A 21,459-nucleotide genomic window follows, 5' to 3' on the forward strand; every position below is an offset into this window, starting at 1 on the left:
GTCGGCGACGATGATCGCCGGATTGGGTGCGAGCGCGCGCGCCAGCGCCACCCGCTGTTGCTCGCCGCCGGACAATTGCGCCGGATAATGCGACAGCCGCTCCTTGAGTCCGACGCCGGCAAGTTCGGCTGCGGCGCGGTCATGCGCATCCGGGACGCCCGCGAGTTCGAGCGGCACCGCGACATTTTCCAGCGCGGTCATGGTCGGAATCAGATGAAAGGATTGAAAGACGATGCCGACATTGCGGCCGCGGAAGCGCGCCAGCGCGTCCTCGTCGAGCCGGCGCAGATCTTCGCCCGCCACCACAATCGATCCGGTATCGGCGCGCTCCAGCCCGGCGAGCACCATCAGCAGCGTCGACTTGCCGGAGCCCGAAGGTCCGACCAGGCCCACCGCCTCGCCGCGGCCGATGGCAAGGTCGATGTCCTTGAGAATATGAACGCGGGCGGCGCCGCTGCCGAGCGACAGATTGACACCGGACAAGGCGACTGCGGGTCCGGCGGATTGGGGCTTGGGCTGCATTGAAATCTTTCGGTCGCAGAACGATATGGCGAATGGCGGGCCGGCAGTCAGGCCGTTAGGTCATATGGTGCGATGAAGGCGTTAGTCCATAGTCTGGCTTTTCCGATACTGGCGCTGGCCGGTTTCGCCGCGGTCCTGATTGCGCCCGCCGCGGCGCAGGACAAGGCGCCCCTGAAGATCGTCGCGCTCGGCGATTCGCTGACCGCGGGCTACGGCCTTCCGGCGACCGACACATTTCCGGCCCGGTTACAACGCTCGCTCCAAGCCAAGGGTTACAATGTCGAGATCGAGAATGCCGGGGTGTCCGGCGACACCGCGTCCGGCGGGTTGTCGCGCCTCGACTGGTCGATCCCCGACGGAACCGATGCCGTAATTGTCGAACTCGGCGCCAACGACATGCTGCGCGGCGTCGATCCGAAGGTCACGCGGCAGGCGCTAGACGACATTCTGGCCCGGCTGAAGGAGCGCGACATTCCGGTGCTGTTCGCCGGCATGCGGGCCGCACCGAATCTCGGCGCTGAGTTCGTGCGTGCGTATGATGCGATTTTCCCCGAACTCGCGCAGAAATACGATGTCGTGTTCTATCCATTTTTTCTTGACGGCGTTGCGGCACAGGCGCAGCTCGCATTGCGCGACGGCATGCACCCGAATGCAGACGGCGTGCGGGCGATTGTCGATGGCATCCTGCCGAAGGCGGAAGAACTGATCGCGCGCGTGAAGAAGCGCGGGGCGAGCTGACGCTTGCGTACGGGCGCCGAATCCGGTCTTGTAGCCGCGTGCCGCCTCAAGCGTTGTCACGCGATTGTCACGTCGGTAACGTGACGGAACCCGGAGGTTCTCGATGCCGCGCATTTTCACCGCGATCGAGATTCCCGCAGACGTGGCGCAGACCCTGACATTCCTGCGTGGCGGATTGCCGGGTGCACGCTGGATCGATCCGGAAAATTATCACATCACGCTGCGCTTCATCGGCGACGTCGACGTGCATGTGGCGCACGACGTGGCGTCGATGCTGGACAGCGTCAACCGCGCGCCGTTCGATCTGCGGCTCGACGGTGTGGCCTCGTTCGGCGGGCGAAAGCCGCGCTCGGTTTTCGCCAATGTCGCGCCGTCGCAGGCGCTGACGGACCTGCAGGCCGAGCACGAGCGGATGATGCAGCGGGTCGGGCTTGAACCCGAGGGGCGTAAATACACCCCGCATGTCACGCTGGCGCGGTTGCGCGACTCCTCGAGCCGGCAGGTGGCGGATTATCTGTCCGAGCGCGGTTCGTTCCGGTCCGCGCCGTTCCGGGTCGAACGCTTTGTGCTTTATTCATCGCGCGCCTCGACCGGCGGCGGTCCCTACATTGTCGAGGAGGCCTATCCGCTTGCGGCCATTCCGGCGAAGCGCGCGATCTAGCCTTATAGCGTTTTCGAGCGAAGTGGTACCGGTTCGCGTTAAGAAAACGCGTCAACCCAAAGACTCTAGCCGAATCGCGCGATCTGCGTGCGTACGGTCTGCGGCGCGCCGGTCATGCCGACGACATCGAGCCGGCCGAGACCGCGCTTCTTCGCTTCGTCGCGTGCGCGCGTCATCATCGCTTCGGCAAGCGCGTCCGACTGATAGTCGGTTTCGGCGATCAGCGTCGCCGCGGCGCGTTTGCCGTCGCGGTCCGGAACGATCTCAATGCTGGCGCGCATGCGGCCATGGGCGTAGGCGCCAATCACGATCGCCTGCGACGACATGAGCCGCAGGCAATGGGCGTCGACCGCCCGGTCGTCGTTGCCGACGGAGAAGAACAGGCAGCGATCGAGGTAATCGAGGCGCAGGAGATGCGCGTGATGGTCCTCGATGCTGGCGGTGGGCAGCACCTTGATGTCGAAGCCAGTGTGGTTCATCGCCGATCCCCATCCGGGAGCAATGCGATGAGCTTGCCCCTGAAACGGTACCGGCTGGTTAACGTCAGGTTGCCTTGAACAGGCGGGATTGCGCATCGAGGATCGCAGTTGCGAAACCCTGGCCGTCGGACACCAGTTCGCGCACCACCGACAAGGGCGTCGGATGCGGGGCCTCGACCTCGGCCACCACCTCGCCGAAATCGAAGGTCAGCTCCGCGTCGAATTTGCGGGCGAGCTGCTGCATGCGGCGGTTGTCGGCGAGGCAGGCCATATGCAGATGCGCGATGCCGCGGTTGCGCGCGGTGAGCAGCGTTCGCTCAAGCAAGGCCGAGCCGACGCCGTGGCTTTGCCACGCATTCTCCACGCTGAAAGCCGCCTCGGCCTGCTTGCTGAAGCGCCCGCCGAGCGGGCGCAGTTCGGCCGCGCCGCGCAGCTGTCCATCCACGAAGAAACCATGGACGATGGCATCGAGCCACATCGTGGTGTCGACGAAATTGCGGATATAGGCGTCCGATACGCCGCCGCCGAACCGGCGATGGCGGCTTTCCGGGTCGAGCCGCAGCAGATGGTCCCGGTATTTGTAGGCTTCGCCGATCCACAATTTGCGGATCAGGCCGCCATCGGGAAGCGGGTCGAGTGCGTGCATCTCGTCTCCTGACGAAACGTGCCGAAGACCCTCCTTCTCGTCCCTCCCAGAGACGCGCCGGCCGCTGCTTCAGGCGTCCAGCGATTCGCGAGATAATGTTGCGATGCAGCAATTTTAAGACGGAACCAAGCCCCAATTGAAGGCAGCAGCCATGCATTTGGGCGAGCGGGGCTTTAAACCGTCGTTAACCCACAAACCGTGCCTTGCGGCGGGTGCGCCACGGCGGCTATGCCCACGGCTCAATTTTGTCCCGCTCCGACCCTCATGATCTCATCCATCAGCGACCGATATGCCGCCCTGATCGCGGAGGGCGCAATCTCGCCCGACGGGGCACAGGCCGCGGCGGTCGAAAAACTCGCGGTCCTCGAGCAGCGGCTGGCTGATCAAAAACGCGCCGCGAAATCGTCGTCGCTCGGCTGGCTGTTCGGCAGCCGCGAAAAACGCGCGCCGCTGAAGGGCCTCTACATCTACGGCAAGGTCGGGCGCGGCAAGACCATGCTGATGGACCTGTTCTTCGAGGCCTGCCGGGTGGCGAAAAAGCGCCGCGTGCATTTCCACGAATTCATGGCGGAGGTGCATGAGCGCATCTACGATTTCCGGCAAAAGGCGAAGAACGGCGAGATTGCCGACAATGGCGATGCGATCGTGCTCACCGCCAACACGATTGCGGATGAGGCGGAGCTTCTGTGCTTCGACGAGTTTCACGTCACCGATATCGCCGATGCGATGATCCTCGGGCGGCTCTTTACGCAATTTTTCAATCGCGGCGTGGTCGTGGTCGCGACCTCGAACGTTGCGCCGGACGATCTCTACAAGGACGGACTGAACCGCGCGCAATTTCTCCCCTTCATCGATCTGTTGCTGGAACGTGTCGATGTGACCCGGCTCGATGCGCGGACCGATTTCCGGCTGGAAAAGCTGGTTAAAGGCCGGGTCTGGTACGTGCCGGCGGATGCGCAAGCCGAACGCGCGCTCGACGAGGCCTGGGCCCGCATCACGCTTGGGCAGGAGGGCATGCCGCACGACTTCATCGTCAAGGGCCACAGGCTGCACGTGCCGCGGGCCGCGCTCGGCGTCGCGCGATTTCCCTTTCCCGATCTGTGCGTGGCGCCGCGCGGCTCCGCCGATTTCCTGCGGCTCGCGCGAGAATATCACACGCTGATCATCGACCGCATTCCGGTCATGCGCTTCGCCCAGCGCAACGAAGCCAAGCGCTTTATCATCCTTGTCGACACGCTTTACGACAATGCGGTGAAGCTGATCGCGTCCGCCGAGGCGCAGCCGCATGAACTCTACGTCGCCGACGAGGGGCTGGAGCTGTTCGAATTCCAGCGCACGGTATCGCGGCTGATCGAGATGGGCTCACAAAGCTATCTCGCGCTTCCGCACGGGCCCCGCCGCGATGTGGATGCGGTGGGCGCTGGCAAGATCATCGATACATGAGCGGGCACCGCGCAAGCTTTCCGGGTTTTGGATAAAGGGGCGTCCACGCTGGCGGCGATCCTGCGCGCCCGCCGCTCCGGCATGCCGCAGACGCTCCGGGCGGGCTTCGCTGCCGCAGCATCGGATGATGCGCCGCAATGTCGAATTCTGTATGGTCCCGCGACTTCGGCCTTGGCAAAGGCCGGAGGCGCTGGAATAATGTATATCAGACGCGAGACATGAACATGCGCCGTTCGCCTTTCGCAACCTTGTCGCCGACGGCCGGACACGATAACCACCGCGCAGCCGCGGTTCCGCGGCGCCTCCACGGGTGTCATGCCGGAGCCGGCCGGGCGGATTTCGGACGGCAGGACGCTCCAACCGTCCAGATATAAAGGTTCATCTCCCCATGGCGCGTCCCAAGATTGCATTGATCGGCTCAGGTCAGATCGGCGGCACGCTCGCCCACCTCATCGGATTGCGTGAGCTCGGCGACGTCGTGATGTTCGACATCGCGGAAGGGGTTCCGCAGGGCAAATCGCTCGACATTGCGCAATCGTCGCCGATCGACGGCTTCGACGCCAAGCTGTCCGGCGCCAATTCCTACGATGCCATCGAGGGCGCCTCGGTCTGCATCGTCACCGCCGGCGTGCCGCGCAAGCCCGGCATGAGCCGCGACGACCTGCTCGGCATCAATCTCAAGGTGATGGAACAGGTCGGCACCGGCATCAAGAAATACGCCCCGAACGCCTTCGTCATCTGCATCACCAATCCCCTCGACGCGATGGTGTGGGCGCTGCAGAAATTCTCCGGCATGCCGAAGAACATGGTGGTCGGCATGGCCGGCGTGCTGGATTCGGCGCGCTTTCGCTATTTCCTCGCCGACGAATTCAATGTGTCGGTTGAAGACGTGACCGCCTTCGTGCTCGGCGGCCATGGCGACACCATGGTGCCGCTGGTGCGCTATTCCACCGTCGCCGGCATTCCGCTGCCCGATCTCGTCAAGATGGGCTGGACCACCGAAAAGCGGCTCGACGAGATCGTGATCCGCACCCGCAACGGTGGCGCCGAAATCGTCAATCTGCTCAAGACCGGCTCGGCCTTCTATGCGCCGGCCTCGTCCGCGATCGCGATGGCAGAAAGCTATCTGAAGGACAAGAAGCGCGTTTTGCCCTGCGCCGCCTGGCTGAACGGCGAATACGGAGTCAAGGATATGTATGTCGGCGTGCCGGTGGTGATCGGCGCCAAGGGCGTCGAGCGCGTGGTTGAAATCGATCTGTCGTCGGCCGAGCGTGAAATGTTCGACAAGTCGGCGCTGTCGGTTCAGCAGCTGGTCGATGCCTGCAAGAACATCGCGCCGGATCTGAAATAGCCGTCGCACTGCCGTACCCCGCGCAGTGCGGGGTGCGGCCAACTTCCGGCGGGTCAAACCCGCACAATGCCAACACGCGCCTGCGTTCCGCGGGCGATGTCACCGGGGCAAGGGCGTATGAATATTCACGAATATCAGGCGAAAGCGCTGCTGAAGACGTTCGGCGTGCCGGTTTCCAACGGCGTCCCGATTTTCAAGCACGAAGAGGCCGAAGCGGCGGCCCGGCAACTCGGCGGACCGCTCTGGGTGGTCAAGAGCCAGATTCACGCCGGCGGCCGCGGCAAGGGCAAGTTCAAGGAAGCCTCCGCGGGCGACAAGGGCGGCGTGCGTCTCGCCAAGTCGATCGCCGAGGTTGCGGAATTCGCCAGGCAGATGCTCGGTGCGACCCTGGTTACGATCCAGACCGGTGCCGCAGGCAAGCAGGTCAACCGCCTCTATATCGAGGAAGGCTCCGACATCGCGAAGGAATTCTATCTCTCCGCGCTGGTCGATCGCGTCACCTCGCGCATCTCGTTCGTGGTGTCGACCGAAGGCGGCATGGATATCGAAGACGTGGCGCACAAGACGCCGGAAAAGATTGTGACCTTCTCCGTCGATCCGGCCACCGGCATCATGCCGCATCATGGCCGCACGGTTGCGAAGGTGCTGAATCTGACCGGCGATCTCGCCAAGCAGGCCGCGAAGCTGCTCGATCAGCTTTACACGGCCTTCGTCGCCAAGGACATGGCGATGCTCGAAATCAATCCGCTGATCGTCACCAAGCAAGGCGAGCTGCGGGTGCTCGACGCCAAGGTGTCGTTCGATTCCAACGCGCTGTTCAAGCATCCCGACATCGCCGAGTTGCGCGACGAAACCGAAGAGGATGAGAAGGAAATCGAGGCGTCGAAATACGACCTCAACTATATCGCGCTCGACGGCTCGATCGGCTGCATGGTCAATGGTGCGGGTCTGGCCATGGCAACCATGGACATCATCAAGCTGTACGGCGCCGAGCCTGCGAACTTCCTCGATGTCGGCGGCGGCGCCTCCAAGGAAAAGGTCACCGCCGCGTTCAAGATCATCACCTCCGATCCGAAGGTGAAGGGGATTCTGATCAACATCTTCGGCGGCATCATGAAGTGCGACGTGATCGCCGAAGGCGTGGTGGCCGCGGTGAAGGAGGTCGGGCTGAAGGTGCCGCTGGTGGTGCGGCTGGAGGGCACCAATGTCGATCTCGGCAAGAAGATCATCAAGGAATCCGGGCTGAACGTGTTGCCGGCCGACGATCTCGACGACGCCGCGCAGAAGATCGTCGCCGCTGTGAAGAAGGCTGCCGCATAGGGCTGGCAAATTCCACAGTTACACATAAACTGTGTAACAGGAGGTCGTGCCGTGAAGAATATTACGCTGGCGATTGAGGAAAATATTCTCAACGATGTGCGCGAAATCGCGGCCCGCCGTCGAACCACGATCAATGGCCTGGTGCGCGACTATCTGACGCAACTGGCCTCGGAAGAGAGCCGGGTTGCGGAAGCCCGCAAAGGCCTTGTCGAACTGATGAAAAACTCCCGCGGCCGGCTCGGGCCTGGTTACGTCTGGAATCGCGAGGACGCCTATGCCGAGCGACTGCTTCCTCGACACGAATATTCTGATCTACGCGGCGGCGGGGCGCGACGAGAATCCGGAAAAGTTCGAAGTCGCGGCAAGGCTCGTACAAAATGAACGGTTTGGCCTGTCAGGTCAGGTTCTGGCCGAATTCTATGTCATCGCACGCACCAAGCTGGCCGTGCCCCTGTCGTTCGAGGAAGCCTGCCTTTGGGTCGATTTGCTTTCAGCCTTTCCCGTTGCGTCGGTAGATGAGCTTCTCGTGAGACAGGGCATTTCATACGCGGACCGTTTCAAGGTCAGTTATTGGGACGGAGCGATCATCGCTGCCGCCGAACGGCTGCAAGCGCCCGTGCTTTACACTGAAGATCTCAATCACAATCAGGTCTATGGCTCTGTACGTGTAATCAATCCGTTTCTTATCGGCGCAGCGGCAGCAAGCGAAACATGATCCGCATCCGGGTCGCTTTGGCGCAGTGCGTCGCAAGCGCGGTCACCTCACCACCAAGCCGTACCGGTTTCAATCGAGAGTCCTGAACATGTCCATCCTCATCGACAAGAACACCAAGGTCATCTGCCAGGGCTTCACCGGCAAGAACGGCACCTTCCATTCCGAACAGGCGATCGCCTACGGCACCAGGATGGTCGGCGGCACCTCGCCCGGCAAAGGCGGCACCACGCATCTCAACCTGCCGGTGTTCGACACCGTGCGCGAGGCGCGCGAGAAGACCGGCGCGGATGCCAGCGTGATCTACGTGCCCCCGGCCGGCGCGGCCGACGCGATCTGCGAGGCGATCGACGCGGAGATCCCGCTGATCGTCTGCATCACCGAAGGCATTCCGGTGCTGGACATGGTCAAGGTGAAACGCTCGCTCTCCGGATCGAAGTCGCGGCTGATCGGACCGAACTGCCCGGGCGTGATGACCGCGGGCGAATGCAAGATCGGCATCATGCCGGGCAACATCTTCAAGCCGGGCAAGGTCGGCATCGTGTCGCGCTCCGGCACGCTGACCTACGAGGCGGTGTTCCAGACCTCGCGCGAAGGGCTCGGCCAGACCACGGCGGTCGGCATCGGCGGCGATCCGGTGAAGGGCACCGAATTCATCGAGGTGCTGGAGATGTTCCTGGCCGATCCCAAGACCGAGTCGATCATTATGATCGGCGAAATCGGCGGCTCGGCCGAAGAGGATGCGGCGCAGTTCCTGAAAGACGAGGCGCGCAAGGGCCGCAAGAAGCCGATGGTTGGCTTCATCGCCGGCCGCACGGCGCCGCCCGGCCGCCGCATGGGCCATGCCGGCGCGATTATTTCCGGCGGCAAGGGCGATGCGGAATCCAAGATCGCGGCGATGGAAGAGGCGGGGATCAAGGTGTCGCCGTCGCCGGCGCGGGTGGGCAAGACGCTGGTCGAGGTCTTGAAAGGTTAAGGCCGCTCGCGAAAACCTGATCGCCGGCTCTTCTGTGCGTGAAGGCCCGTGCCGCCCGGCGCGGGCCTTTTTCGTTTCAATTCAGAGAGTTGGGCCGAAACGACATGTGGGATAAGAAGTGAACTCAAGTTCATTTCAATGTCATCTTATCGTGGCCCTGATGACCCAGTATCTGTAAAAGGGTCGCCGCCGGGACGCATTTTTGCGCCGAATCGACCCGATGGCCGTCTCCGGCGGTCATTCATCGCCCAGACGCCACCGAGATCCAACGCCGGATCACCGCACTAGCCACGCCAGGATTTACCCTCAGGACGGCCCGCATGTCTCGCCAGGACGCGAACGCAGCCTTCGCCCTTACCTCTTTCCTCTATGGCGGTAATGCCGCCTATATCGAAGACCTCTATGCCCGCTACGAGACCGATCCGAATTCGGTCGATGCACAGTGGCAGACCTTCTTCCAGAGCCTGAAGGACGACCCGGCGAGCGTCACCAAAAGCGCGAAGGGCGCGTCATGGAAGACTCCCGGCTGGCCCCAGCTTTCCAACGGCGAACTTGTCGCCGCGCTCGACGGCAACTGGGCCGGGATCGAGAAGATCGTTTCCGACAAGATCAAGGGCAAGGCGCAGAAGTCCGGCGTCGAACTCACCTCGGCCGACGTGCTGCAGGCGACCCGCGATTCGCTGCATGCATTGATGCTGATCCGCGCCTACCGTATTCGCGGTCATTTCCACGCCAAGCTCGATCCGCTCGAGCTCGAACCGGAAAAGGACGAGCAGGAGCTCGACCCGCGTTCCTATGGCTTCACCGAAGCCGACATGGACCGCAAGATTTTCCTCGACAAGGTGCTCGGTCTCGAATTCGCGACCATGCGCGAGATCGTCGCGATCCTGCGCCGCACCTATTGCCAGACGCTCGGCGTCGAGTTCATGCACATTTCCGATCCGCAGCAGAAGGCGTGGATCCAGGAGCGCATCGAAGGCAAGGACAAGGAAATCACCTTCACCCGCGAGGGCAAGCGCGCGATCCTGAACAAGCTGGTCGAGGCCGAGGGCTTCGAGAAATTCCTCGACGTCAAGTTCACCGGCACCAAGCGCTTTGGGCTCGATGGCGGCGAGTCGCTGATCCCGGCGCTGGAGCAGATCATCAAGCGCGGCGGTCAGCTCGGCGTGAAGGAAATCGTATTCGGCATGGCGCATCGCGGCCGGCTCAATGTCCTGACGCAAGTCATGGGCAAGCCGCATCGCGTGCTGTTTCACGAATTCAAGGGCGGCTCGGCAACGCCCGACGATGTCGAAGGCTCCGGCGACGTGAAGTATCACCTCGGCGCGTCGTCGGACCGCGAGTTCGACGGCAACAAAGTGCATCTGTCGCTGACACCGAATCCGTCGCATCTGGAAATCGTCAACCCGGTGGTGCTCGGCAAGGTGCGCGCCAAGCAGGATCAGCATGGCGCGACGCCGGACGACCGCTCGATGGTGCTGCCGCTGCTGATCCACGGCGACGCCGCGTTTGCCGGGCAAGGGGTGGTGGCGGAGTGCTTCGGCCTGTCCGAGCTCAAGGGCTACCGCACCGGCGGCTCGATGCATTTCATCGTCAACAACCAGATCGGCTTCACCACCTATCCGCGCTATTCCCGCTCCTCGCCCTATCCGTCGGATGTGGCGAAGATGATCGAGGCGCTGATCTTCCATGTGAACGGCGACGATCCGGAGGCGGTGGTGTTCGCAGCCAAGGTCGCCACCGAATACCGGCAGCGCTTCGCCAAGCCCGTGGTGATCGACATGTTCTGCTATCGCAGATTCGGTCACAACGAAGGTGACGAACCGGCTTTCACCCAGCCGCTGATGTATCAGAAGATCCGGCAGCATCCGTCGACGCTCGACATCTATTCGAAAAAGCTGATCGGCGAGGGTGTCGTCACCGAGGGCGAGGTCGACAAGATGCGCGCCGACTGGCGCCATCGCCTGGAGGCCGAGTTCGAGGCCGGCCAGGCCTACAAGCCGAACAAGGCCGACTGGCTGGACGGCCGCTGGTCGATCATCAAGGCGGGCACCGAGATCGACGACCCGCGCCGCGGCAATACCGGCGTCGACATCGCCAAGCTCAAGGAGATCGGCGCCAAGATCACCACGGTGCCGGACGGTTTCCAGGTCCACCGCACCATCGCCCGCTTCCTCGACAACCGCAGAAAAGCGATCGACAGCGGCGAAGGCATCGACTGGGCGACCGCGGAGGCGCTCGCTTTCTGCACGCTGCTGGAGGACGGGCATCCGGTGCGCCTGTCGGGCCAGGATTCCGAGCGCGGCACCTTCTCGCAGCGTCATTCGGTGCTGTTCGATCAGCGCACCGAGGCGCGCTATACGCCGTTCAATCATCTGAGCGAGACTCAGGCGCGCTACGAGGTGATGAACTCGATGCTCTCGGAAGAGGCCGTGCTCGGCTACGAATACGGCTATTCAACCGCCGAGCCGAATGCGCTGGTGCTGTGGGAGGCGCAGTTCGGCGATTTCGCCAACGGCGCGCAGGTGGTGTTCGACCAGTTCATCTCCTCGGCCGAACGCAAGTGGCTGCGCATGTCGGGCCTCGTCTGCCTGCTGCCGCACGGCTACGAGGGGCAGGGGCCGGAGCATTCCTCGGCGCGGCTCGAGCGCTATCTCCAGATGTGCGCCGAAGACAATATGCAGGTCGCCAATTGCACGACGCCTGCGAACTATTTCCACATCCTGCGCCGCCAGCTGAAGCGCGAAATCAGGAAGCCCTTGATCCTGATGACGCCGAAGTCGCTGCTCCGTCACAAGCGTGCGACCTCGCGGCTCGACGAGCTTGGCGCCGACACCACGTTCCACCGCGTGCTTTGGGACGACGCCGAAATCCTGAAAGGCGAAAAGATCAAGCTGGTCGCCGACGACAAGATGCGGCGCGTGATCCTGTGCTCGGGCAAGGTCTATTACGACCTTTACGACGAGCGCGAGAGGCGCGGGCTCGACGACATCTATCTCCTGCGCGTCGAGCAGCTCTATCCGTTCCCGACCAAGGCGCTCATTCAGGATCTATCGCGTTTCAAGCAGGCCGAGATCGTGTGGTGCCAGGAAGAGCCGCGCAACATGGGCGCGTGGTTCTTCGTCGACACCTTCATCGAGTGGGTGCTGAACCAGATTCAGGCCAAGCATCGCCGTCCGCGTTATGCCGGCCGCCCGGCCTCGGCGTCGACCGCGGTCGGCCAGATGTCGAAACACAATGCGCAGCTCAAGCAGCTCCTCGACGAGGCGCTGGGCTGAGAATTTCCAATTTCCGTCATGGCCGGGCTTGCCGCGGCCATCCACGTCCTAACCAGGACCGAAAACGTGGATGCCCGGCACAAGGCCGGGCCTGACGAGGCCGAGAATTGAGAGAATAACCATGACCGACATCCGCGTACCTACCCTTGGCGAATCCGTCAGCGAAGCCACCATCGGAAAGTGGTTCAAGAAACCGGGCGACGCCGTCGCGGTCGACGAGCCGCTGGTCGAACTCGAAACCGACAAAGTGACGATCGAAGTGCCGGCACCCGCCGCCGGTGTCCTCGAAGCGATCGCGGCAAAGGATGGCGAAACCGTCGCCGTCGGCGCGCTGCTCGGCCAGATCAAGGACGGCGAAGGTGCGGCCACCGGCACCGGCGCGCCGGACAAGAAGCAGTCGACCACGGCGCCGATCCAGGCTGGCGCTGCGGACGTGAAGCCGCGCGAGCAGGACAAGGTCGCGTCATCCACGCCCAAGCCCTCCGGGGACATGCCGGTCGCGCCGTCGGTGCGCAAGTTGGCGGCCGAATCCGGCGTCGAGCCCTCGACCGTTCCGGGCACCGGCAAGGATGGCCGCGTCACCAAGGGCGACATGATGGCGGCGATCGAACGCGCGGCAGCGGCCCCCGCGCCGGCGCCGTCCACCACGATGCAGGTGCGCGCGCCCTCGCCCGCCGACGACGCGGCGCGCGAGGAGCGCGTGAAGATGACGCGGCTGCGCGCAACAATCGCGCGCCGGCTGAAGGACGCGCAGAACACCGCCGCCATGCTGACGACCTTCAACGAGGTCGACATGAAGGCGGTGATGGACCTGCGCAGCCATTACAAGGATGCGTTCGAGAAGAAGACCGGCGTGAAGCTCGGTTTCATGGGCTTCTTCGTGCGCGCCTGCGTCCAGGCGCTGAAGGATATTCCCGCCGTCAACGCCGAGATCGACGGCGGCGACATCATCTACAAGAATTACTACCACATCGGCGTCGCGGTCGGCACCGAGAAGGGCCTCGTCGTGCCGGTGATCCGCGATTGCGATCAGAAGTCGCTGGCGCAGATCGAGAAGGACATCGCCGATGCCGGCAAGCGCGCGCGCGACGGCCAGCTCAAGATCGAGGAGATGCAGGGCGGCACCTTCACGATTTCGAATGGCGGCGTCTACGGCTCGCTGATGTCGACGCCGATTCTCAATGCGCCGCAATCCGGCATCCTCGGCATGCACAAGATCCAGGAGCGCCCGGTCGCGATCGGCGGCAAGGTCGAGATTCGCCCGATGATGTATCTGGCGCTCTCCTACGACCACCGCATCGTCGATGGCCGCGAGGCGGTGACCTTCCTCGTACGGGTGAAGGAAGTGCTGGAAGACCCGGCACGGCTCATTCTGGATCTTTGATTGGATGGTCATTGCCGGACCGCCGCGCAGCGGCGTGATCCGGCAAGCCATCATTTGAATGACGGATGCGCGGGTCAAGCCCGCGCATGACGGAGAAGCAAAGGCGCACTTGATGTCCTACGATCTCATCGTTATCGGCACCGGCCCCGGCGGCTATGTCTGCGCCATTCGCGCGGCGCAGCTCGGCATGAAAGTGGCCGTGGTCGAAAAGCGCGCGACGCTCGGCGGCACGTGTCTCAATGTCGGCTGCATTCCGTCGAAGGCGCTGCTCCATGCGTCCGAACTATTCGAGGAGGCCGGTCACGCCTTCGCGAAGATGGGCATCGGCGTGGGAAAACCCAAGCTCGATCTGAAGCAGATGCTGGCCTTCAAGGACGAGGCCGTCGACGGCAACGTCAAGGGCGTCGACTTCCTGATGAAGAAGAACAAGATTGATGTTGTGTTCGGCACCGGCCGCATCGCAGCGGCAGGCAAGGTCGAGGTAGCGGGTGCGGACGGCAAGACGCAGACGCTGGAGGCGAAGAATATCGTCATCGCCACCGGGTCGGACGTGGCGAAGCTCAAGGGCATCGAGATCGACGAGAAGCGCATCGTCTCCTCTACCGGCGCAATCGCGCTGGAAAAAGTCCCGGAGAAGCTGCTGGTGATCGGCGCGGGGGTGATTGGGCTCGAACTCGGCTCGGTGTGGCGCCGGCTTGGCGCGCAGGTCACGGTGGTGGAATTCCTCGATCGCATTCTGCCGGGCATGGATTCCGAGGTGGCGCGCCAGTCGCAGCGGCTGTTCGAGAAGCAGGGCATGGCGTTCAAGCTCGGCTCCAAGGTTTCGTCCGTCGATGCGTCGGGCAAAAAGCTGAAGGTTAAAGTGGAGCCCGCCAAGGGCGGCGATGCCGAAACGCTCGACGCCGACGTGGTGCTCGTCGCCATCGGCCGCACGCCCTACACGGAAGGACTCGGTCTCGCCGAAGCCGGCGTTGCGCTCGACGAGCGCGGCCGCGTCAGGACCGACGCGCATTTCGCGACCAATGTGCCGGGCATCTACGCCATCGGCGACGTGATTGCGGGGCCGATGCTGGCGCACAAGGCCGAGGACGAGGGCGTTGCGGTCGCCGAAATTCTCGCCGGACAGGCGGGCCACGTGAATTACGACGTGATCCCCGCTGTGGTCTATACCTATCCGGAGATTGCCTCGGTCGGTAAAGGCGAAGACGAATTGAAGACTGAGAACGTCGCCTACAATGTCGGCAAGTTTCCGTTCACGGCAAACGGCCGCGCCAAGGCCAACCAGCAGACCGACGGCTTCGTGAAAATTCTCGCCGATGCCAGGACCGATCGCGTGCTCGGCGTGCATATCGTCGGCGCCGATGCCGGCAACATGATCGCGGAAGCGGCGGTGGCGATGGAATTCGGCGCTGCGGCGGAAGATATCGCGCGCACTTGCCACGCGCATCCGACGCTGCCGGAAGCGGTGAAAGAAGCAGCTCTCGCCGTCGACAGGCGTGCGATCCATATGTGAGGGGAGGGCCGGCCCATGCTCCGTCTCTATCATGCATGGGCCTCGACCTGCTCGCAGAAGGTGCGGCTGGCGCTTGCCGAAAAAGAGCTTGCCTATGACGAGGTGGTGCTGAATCTGCGCCGCTTCGAACAGCTGGCGCCGGATTTTCTTGCAATCAATCCGGACGCCATGGTCCCGGTGCTCGATCATGACGGCTTCGTGCTGCGCGAATCGACGATCATCAACGATTATCTCGACGACGCGTTTCCCGACCACCCGCTGCGGCCTGCGGACGCAAAGGGCCGCGCGAAAGTCGCTGTCTGGAATCGCCTGATCGACGATGTGGCCACGCTCGCGATCAAGAAGCCGAGCTTTCAAAGGAACCTCCGGCCTTACCTGCAGTCCCTGCCGGACGCCGAGATCGACGATGCGGTCCGCCGCATGCCCAATCCGGAAACGGCGCGCCGCTGGCGCGATGCGGCGCGCAACGGCATCCCGGAGGCCGAACTGACCGCGGCCCATGCCGAGCTTCGGCGCATGCTCGATCGCATGCAGGGCGTGCTCGCCCGCGACGAATGGCTGGCCGGCGATGCCTACTCGCTTGCCGACATCAATATGGCGCCCTTCGTCCATCGGCTCTCGGACTTTCCCGAATACGATTTCGATCGCCAGTGGCCCGCCGTGGCGAATTGGTATGCGCGGCTGCGCGAGCGTCCGGCTTTTGCGCGTGCCGGCTTTCCGGTGCAGACTGTCGTGCCGAAGGCGCAATCGTCGTAGCGGCAGGAACCCAGTCGTTTGCTCCCGCGGGTTGCGGTCGCGCACTTGCTGACGTGAAATGGAACGGTGAACGACGTGGCCCGCGCATCGCTCGACGGAAAGATCGCACTCGTCACGGGAGCCGCCGGCGGACTCGGTCAGGCGTTCGCGGAGCGCCTGGCACAGGACGGCGCGCATGCCGTGCTGGTCGATATCAAGCCCTGCGCCGAGACCGCGGCGCTGGTGGAAGCCGCCGGCCGCGAGGCAATGAGCGTGATCTGCGACATCACGTCGGAGGAATCCGTCGCCTATCTCGCCGCCGAAGTGGAAATTCGGTTCGGCCGCTGCGACATCCTTGTCAACAATGCCGGCATCTACCCGATCCAGCCGTTCGAGCAGGTGACCTTTGCCGACTGGCGGCGGGTCATGGCGCTCAATCTCGACGCGGTGTTTCTTGTGACCAAAGCCTTCGCGCCCGGCATGAAGCGCCGCGGCTTTGGCCGTGTCGTCAACATTTCGTCTTCGACGCTCAACACCGTGGCGTCGGGCTACACGCATTACATCGCAAGCAAGGGCGGCGTGGTCGGCTTCACCCGTGCGCTCGCGACCGAGCTCGGCAATCATGGCGTCACCGTCAATGCGATCTCGCCAAGCCTCACGCGCACGCCCGGGACCGAAGGCCGTGCGCCGCGTCAGGGCCGCGCCTCGATGGACGAGGAATTCGAGCAGATCGCGCGGCTGCAGGCGATTCGCCGCGTGCAGATGCCGGCGGATCTCGCGGGCGTCGTATCCTTCCTCGCAAGCGACGATGCGGCGTTTATCACCGGCCAGACGCTCTATGCCGACGGTGGCATGGTGCGGGTGTAGGCGCGCGCGCGTCACCGGCGCGAAGGTTGTGACGCTATGACGCGACCCGGGATATGCTAGGCTTTGTGTTAACGGCCAAGAGCTGCAGTTCCGGTCCCGGGAGGAGTTCATGCGTCAAACCAGCCTGCTTACCGCTTTTCTCGCCACGGCCGCGATCGTCGGCACGGCGTCCGTGAGCCATGCCTGGCCGGTCCAGCCGCAATCGCCGGTACCGCCCGATCCTCTCATCCTCGCGCAAATGGGCGGCATGGGCGGTGGCGGCATGGGCGGCGGCGGGATGCGTGGTGGCATGGGTGGCATGGGAGGCGGGATGCGCGGCGGCGGTGGCGGCATGGGTGGCATGGCCGGCGGTGGCGGCATGGGCGGCATGGGCGGCGGTGGCGGCATGGGCGGCATGGGAGGCATGGGCGGCGGCGGTGGCATGGGAGGCATGAGCGGCGGTATGGGCGGCATGGGAGGCATGAGCGGCGGGATGCGCGGCGGCATGGGCGGCGGGATGCGCGGCAACGTCACCATCAACCGCAACGTTTACGTCCGCGGCGTGCGACCGTGGTCGAGCCGCGCCTGGTACGGCACCGCAATCGCCGGCGTGACACTCGGCACCATCATCGCGGTCAGCGCGGTGCCGCCGCGGCCGCGCGACGATCTGTGCTGGTTCTGGGTCGATGCCAGCATGACCAGCGGCTATTGGGACTGGTGCATCCCGCCGATGTGAGCGGACGCGCCGCGATCCCCAAAATCGATCGGTTGAAAATTGCGGATCCCTGCGCAGCTTGATCCCGGACGTTATCTGCGCCGCTCCCGCTCATCGTAATTTGGTGCGCCGGCTGCGTGACTGATTCCATGACCACCGAAGTCTCGACCGGCGCCACACCATCGATCGAGCCGGGCCGAACCATGGCGCCGCTGCTCGCGACGTTCGTCGTCTCGATCTTCGTCAGCGCCGCCTTGCTGTTTGCGGTGCAGCCGCTCTTCACCAAGATGGTGCTGCCGCAGCTCGGCGGCGCCGCCGCGGTCTGGTCGGTCGCGCTGGTCTTTTTCCAGACCGCGCTGCTTGCGGGTTACGCTTACGCGCATCTGATCACCCGCTTCGCGCCGGGACGCACCTCGCTCGTCATCCATATTGTGGTGAATGCGGTCGCGTGTCTGTTTCTGCCGCTGCACATCGCCAGCAATTTCGGGCCGCCGCCGCAATCGGGCGAAGCATTCTGGCTGCTCGCCTTGTTCACGGTCTCGATCGGCCTGCCGTTTTTCGCGCTCGCTGCGAATGGCCCGCTGCTGCAGGCCTGGTTTGCGCGGACCAGCCATCCGGCCGCGAAAGATCCGTATTTCCTCTACGCTGCAAGCAATGCCGGAAGTTTTCTGGCGCTGATCGCCTATCCGATCGCGATCGAACCGTTCATCCGGCTCGGGATACAATCGTGGCTCTGGACCTTCGGCTTCTATGTCCTGATCCTGATGATCGCCGCCTGCGGCGTTGCCATGCTGCGCTTTCCGGGCGCGGGCGCATCATATCAGGCGGCCGTCAGCGATGATGCCGCAGCGCCGCGCTGGAGCGACAGGGTCTCCTGGGTTTTTCTGGCGGCGGTCCCGTCCGGATTGCTGATAGCGGTCACCGCGCATATCGCCACCGACGTTGCGGCGGTGCCGCTGTTCTGGGTGGTGCCGCTTGCGATCTATCTCATCACCTTTGTGATCGTTTTCCAGACCCGCCCCGTCATTCCGCATGCGCTGGTGGTGAAGGTGCAGCCGGTCTTCGTGATTGCCTTGGCCGCAGCCTTCGTGCTCGGGCCGAACGGATCCATCATCACCTCGATTGCGCTGCATCTCAGTGTATTTTTCGTCTGCGCCCTGATGAGCCATGGCGAACTGGCGCTGCGCCGCCCGCCGCCGCGCTACCTCACCGGCTATTACATGTGGATCTCTGTCGGCGGCATGATCGGCGGCATCGCAACCGCGTTGATTGCGCCGCAGGTCTTCAGCTGGATCGCCGAATATCCGCTGCTTCTGCTGCTCGCCGTGCTGGCCCGGCCGGGCCTCGCCTGGCCCTGGCGCGACAGCGGGCAATATGCCCTGTTCGCCACATTGGCCGGCGGATTGCTGATGCTGCTCGCGGCGAAGGCCTTCGATTTCGTGCCGCCCACCACGTTTCTCTACATTCTGGTCGGGCTGCTGATCGGACTCACCGTGCATTACTGGCAGAAGCCGCTGGCTTTCGCCGCGATCCTCGGCGCGATGTTTATCGTCAATCTGTCGTTCCGGGACAGCCAGCCGGTGCATCTGGTCCGCAACTTCTACGGCGTCCTGAGTGTGGTGGATTCGGATGACGGCCAGTATCGCGGGCTGTGGCACGGCTCGACCAGTCAGGGCACGCAGAAGATCCGGGATGACGACGGCAACTGGATCGAAGGCCGTCCGGAGATGATCTCGGAGTTCTTTGCAGGCGCAGGAATCGATCAGGTTTTCAAGGCGCTGCATGCGAAAGCGCAAGGCCCGGTCAATGTCGCCGTGGTCGGGCTCGGGACCGGCTCGCTCGCCTGCCAGCGCCGTCCCGGCGATACGCTCACCTTTTACGAGATCGATCCGGACATCGCGCGAATCGCCTCCGATCCTGACTTGTTCACCTTCATCTCCGAATGCGCACCGGACGTTCCGATCGTTATCGGCGATGCGCGGCTGAAACTGGCCGAGGCCCCGGACGCAAGTTTCGACCTCATCGTGGTCGACGCCTTTATCGGCGCCGCGATCCCGGTCCATTTGCTGACCCGCGAGGCGGTCGCGCTTTATCTGAAAAAGCTCAAGCCGGGCGGCCTGATCGCGATGCACATCTCCAACAAGAATCTGGAACTGGCCTCTGTGGTTGCCGGTGTCGCCGAGGCGAACGGGTTGATCGCGCGCATCTATGACGGCGGCGATGTGGAGGAAGATGCCGACCGTTATCTGTGGGTGCCGCGCGTGGCGGTCCTTGCGCGTGAGCAGAGGGATTTCGGCGCGCTTGCGGCCTCGGACTTTTGGCCGGTCCAGGGACGCGACACGAAACAAAGGGTCTGGTCGGACGACTATTCCAATGTGGTCGGCGCACTGGTGCGCCATCTGCGAGAAAACTGGAATAGCGGAGACTAACACCGGCGGCGCGATGCGCCGCCAGCCTTGCGCCGCCGTCAGCCTTGCGCGGCCGTCAGTGCTTGCGCCATGGATAGGGTACCCGCAAATCGACCGGCGGGTCAGCCTGCATCGACGGCGCGTCACTGACTGCCGCCAGGGCTTCGTTCACGTCGTCGCTGTCCAGTAATTCTGCAAGCCGCTTGATCGCAGTCTCCTGCGAGACGGCATCGGCCCGCTGACCTGAGATTTCAAGTTCCCGCCGGGCACGGCGAACGGCTTCCGCCAGAGCAGTAATGTGGCTGGATTTCATGCACTCACTCCCTCTCCAGGGAGATAATGCAAAACCGCCGGTTTTGCTGCGCCTACACGAAATTTTTATTCGGCGGAACAGGTAATCCTTCCTTTCAACGTTGTCATCTTGCCCTCCGCGCCGGGCTTGGGAATGTCGAAAATCGTCAGCGCATAACCGCCGCGATAGTCGAACGCCTCGTCTTTGCGCGGCCAGGCCTCGATCACGATCTCGACAGAGCCATGCGGTTCGTCGGGGCGTTCGCGATAGATGCGCAGCTTGAGATTGCGCCCGTCCAGCCAGTGATGCGTTAGATGGTCCCGGCCGAATGTGACTTTACGGAAATCCTTCGGCGCGCCGGGTGCAAGGATATCGAGTTCGCCCTTGAAGCTGAAAAAGCTCGCCCCAAGCCCGCGGCTGATGCCGGCATCGACCGTAAGCCTGACGGACTTGTCGCTTGCCTCGCAATTCATGCCGCCGCTCGCATGTGCGGACCATGTCACAAATGTCAACAGAAGGGTGGCGAGGAGGATGCGCATCGGGTGATCTCGGACGGCGGACGGCAAGATTTGCGCCCGGCCGCCTTGCAAGGCAAGGGCTCATGCCCGTGGATGCGCCGCGTTATAGGCATCGAGCAGCCGCTCGGTATCGACCGCCGTATATATCTGGGTGGTGGAGAGCGAAGCATGGCCCAGCAATTCCTGGATCGCGCGCAGGTCGCCGCCGCGCGAGAGAAGATGCGTGGCGAATGAATGCCGCAGCGCATGCGGGGTGGCGCTGTCGGGCAAACCCAGCGCCCCGCGCAGCCTCTCCATGGTGAGCTGGATGATGCGCGGCGACAGCGGACCGCCCTTGGCGCCGACGAACAGCGGCCCGTCATCCGGCAGGTCATACGGGCAGAGCGCGACATAATCCTGCACCAGCGCCAGCACCGCAGGCAGCACCGGCACCATGCGCGCCTTGTTGCCTTTGCCGGTCACGGTCAGCGTATCGCCGTCCCTTCTTTTCCCCTTCTCCGCTTGCGGGCGAGGGTTGGGTTGGGGGCGCGGGATATCGCGCGGCTTGAGCGAAAGGGCCTCCCCGATCCGCAGGCCCGAGCCGTAAAGGAGCGCCAGTACCGCCGCGTCGCGTGCGAAAATCCACGGTTCGCGGTCTTCGCCTGCGCGCAGGCCGGTGTCGGCGATGCGCCTGGCCTGCGGCACCGCCAGCGGCTTCGGCAAGGTTTTGGGAATTTTCGGCGCCCGCACCGCATTGAGCGCGCCGACCTTGCCTTTGCCTTGCCGCTCGAGGAAGCGCGCAAAGCTGCGCGTGCCGGCAAGCTGGCGCATCAGGCTGCGCGCGCCGATGCCCTTGCCGCGCCGCGCCGCCATGAAGGCGCGCACGTCCTGCGGGCCGAGTTCGGCCAAAGCGGCAAGCGAGACCTGATCGCCGAGATGTCCG

The 21,459-nt window shown here is 63.7% G+C and carries 20 protein-coding genes; 14 read left to right on the plus strand and 6 right to left on the minus strand.

The features are described from left to right. The coding region (locus tag ACK41X_RS02750; RefSeq protein ID WP_409719017.1) for an ABC transporter ATP-binding protein at positions 1-522 on the minus strand (522 nt) is incomplete at its 3' end. Positions 523-594: 72 nt separating this feature from the next. On the opposite strand from ACK41X_RS02750, the gene ACK41X_RS02755 reads away from it, so the two are divergent. Together ACK41X_RS02755 and thpR are read left to right on the plus strand one after the other, a co-directional pair. Then, positions 595-1,260: an arylesterase gene (locus ACK41X_RS02755; protein WP_409719019.1), complete on the plus strand. Its 666-nt coding sequence runs from the start codon at positions 595-597 to the stop codon at positions 1,258-1,260. A gap of 103 nt (positions 1,261-1,363) precedes the next feature. Then, positions 1,364-1,921 (plus strand): RNA 2',3'-cyclic phosphodiesterase, encoded by a 558-nt coding sequence (gene thpR, locus ACK41X_RS02760; RefSeq protein WP_409719021.1) that lies wholly within the window; start codon positions 1,364-1,366, stop codon positions 1,919-1,921. Between the two features lie 65 nt (positions 1,922-1,986). Here thpR and ACK41X_RS02765 read toward each other — a convergent pair whose 3' ends face one another. Both ACK41X_RS02765 and ACK41X_RS02770 read right to left on the minus strand, forming a co-directional pair. Further along, positions 1,987-2,400, minus strand: coding sequence for a hypothetical protein (locus tag ACK41X_RS02765; RefSeq protein ID WP_409719023.1), 414 nt, complete (start codon positions 2,398-2,400; stop codon positions 1,987-1,989). Positions 2,401-2,464: 64 nt separating this feature from the next. Next, positions 2,465-3,046, minus strand: a complete 582-nt coding sequence (locus tag ACK41X_RS02770; RefSeq protein WP_409719025.1) for an N-acetyltransferase family protein — start codon at positions 3,044-3,046, stop codon at positions 2,465-2,467. Between the two features lie 264 nt (positions 3,047-3,310). Between ACK41X_RS02770 and zapE the strand changes: the two genes are divergently transcribed. The 12 genes from zapE (at position 3,311) to ACK41X_RS02830 (ending at position 19,748) form a co-directional block, all read left to right on the plus strand. Then, positions 3,311-4,489, plus strand: a complete 1,179-nt coding sequence (gene zapE, locus ACK41X_RS02775) for a cell division protein ZapE (protein ID WP_409719027.1) — start codon at positions 3,311-3,313, stop codon at positions 4,487-4,489. A gap of 388 nt (positions 4,490-4,877) precedes the next feature. Beyond that, positions 4,878-5,840, plus strand: coding sequence for a malate dehydrogenase (gene mdh / locus ACK41X_RS02780; protein ID WP_409719029.1), 963 nt, complete (start codon positions 4,878-4,880; stop codon positions 5,838-5,840). A 117-nt stretch (positions 5,841-5,957) separates the two neighbouring features. Next, positions 5,958-7,160 carry an ADP-forming succinate--CoA ligase subunit beta gene (gene sucC, locus ACK41X_RS02785; protein WP_409719031.1) on the plus strand — a complete coding sequence of 401 codons (1,203 nt, stop codon included), beginning with the start codon at positions 5,958-5,960 and terminating at the stop codon, positions 7,158-7,160. Positions 7,161-7,434: 274 nt separating this feature from the next. Then, the gene (locus ACK41X_RS02790) at positions 7,435-7,875 is read left to right on the plus strand and encodes a PIN domain-containing protein (protein ID WP_409719033.1); all 441 of its coding nucleotides are present in this window, start codon (positions 7,435-7,437) and stop codon (positions 7,873-7,875) included. Positions 7,876-7,963: 88 nt separating this feature from the next. Then, complete coding sequence (gene sucD, locus ACK41X_RS02795) at positions 7,964-8,848, plus strand: succinate--CoA ligase subunit alpha (protein WP_409719035.1); 885 nt, start codon at positions 7,964-7,966, stop codon at positions 8,846-8,848. 320 nt (positions 8,849-9,168) lie between these two features. Then, positions 9,169-12,126 (plus strand): 2-oxoglutarate dehydrogenase E1 component, encoded by a 2,958-nt coding sequence (locus tag ACK41X_RS02800; protein WP_409719037.1) that lies wholly within the window; start codon positions 9,169-9,171, stop codon positions 12,124-12,126. Positions 12,127-12,247: 121 nt separating this feature from the next. Continuing rightward, positions 12,248-13,510 carry a 2-oxoglutarate dehydrogenase complex dihydrolipoyllysine-residue succinyltransferase gene (gene odhB, locus ACK41X_RS02805; protein ID WP_409719039.1) on the plus strand — a complete coding sequence of 421 codons (1,263 nt, stop codon included), beginning with the start codon at positions 12,248-12,250 and terminating at the stop codon, positions 13,508-13,510. A gap of 109 nt (positions 13,511-13,619) precedes the next feature. Further along, on the plus strand, positions 13,620-15,023 hold the full coding sequence (gene lpdA / locus ACK41X_RS02810; RefSeq protein ID WP_409719061.1) for a dihydrolipoyl dehydrogenase: 1,404 nt from the start codon (positions 13,620-13,622) through the stop codon (positions 15,021-15,023). A gap of 15 nt (positions 15,024-15,038) precedes the next feature. Continuing rightward, on the plus strand, positions 15,039-15,779 hold the full coding sequence (locus tag ACK41X_RS02815) for a glutathione S-transferase family protein (protein WP_409719041.1): 741 nt from the start codon (positions 15,039-15,041) through the stop codon (positions 15,777-15,779). A gap of 66 nt (positions 15,780-15,845) precedes the next feature. Next, complete coding sequence (locus tag ACK41X_RS02820) at positions 15,846-16,625, plus strand: SDR family NAD(P)-dependent oxidoreductase (protein WP_409719043.1); 780 nt, start codon at positions 15,846-15,848, stop codon at positions 16,623-16,625. A gap of 109 nt (positions 16,626-16,734) precedes the next feature. Then, positions 16,735-17,340, plus strand: a complete 606-nt coding sequence (locus ACK41X_RS02825; RefSeq protein ID WP_409719045.1) for a hypothetical protein — start codon at positions 16,735-16,737, stop codon at positions 17,338-17,340. Between the two features lie 128 nt (positions 17,341-17,468). After that, positions 17,469-19,748: a fused MFS/spermidine synthase gene (locus ACK41X_RS02830; RefSeq protein ID WP_409719047.1), complete on the plus strand. Its 2,280-nt coding sequence runs from the start codon at positions 17,469-17,471 to the stop codon at positions 19,746-19,748. A gap of 55 nt (positions 19,749-19,803) precedes the next feature. On the opposite strand, the gene ACK41X_RS02835 is transcribed toward ACK41X_RS02830, so the two are convergent. The 3 genes from ACK41X_RS02835 to ACK41X_RS02845 all read right to left on the minus strand — a co-directional run. After that, positions 19,804-20,040 carry a hypothetical protein gene (locus ACK41X_RS02835; protein ID WP_409719049.1) on the minus strand — a complete coding sequence of 79 codons (237 nt, stop codon included), beginning with the start codon at positions 20,038-20,040 and terminating at the stop codon, positions 19,804-19,806. 65 nt (positions 20,041-20,105) lie between these two features. Further along, the gene (locus ACK41X_RS02840; RefSeq protein WP_409719051.1) at positions 20,106-20,558 is read right to left on the minus strand and encodes a hypothetical protein; all 453 of its coding nucleotides are present in this window, start codon (positions 20,556-20,558) and stop codon (positions 20,106-20,108) included. A 60-nt stretch (positions 20,559-20,618) separates the two neighbouring features. Then, positions 20,619-21,459 (minus strand): tyrosine recombinase XerC (locus ACK41X_RS02845; RefSeq protein WP_409719053.1); only part of this gene is annotated, 841 nt, incomplete at its 5' end.

Origin of the sequence: Pseudorhodoplanes sp. (assembly GCF_046289595.1) — a bacterium.
Taxonomy (GTDB): domain Bacteria; phylum Pseudomonadota; class Alphaproteobacteria; order Rhizobiales; family Xanthobacteraceae; genus Pseudorhodoplanes.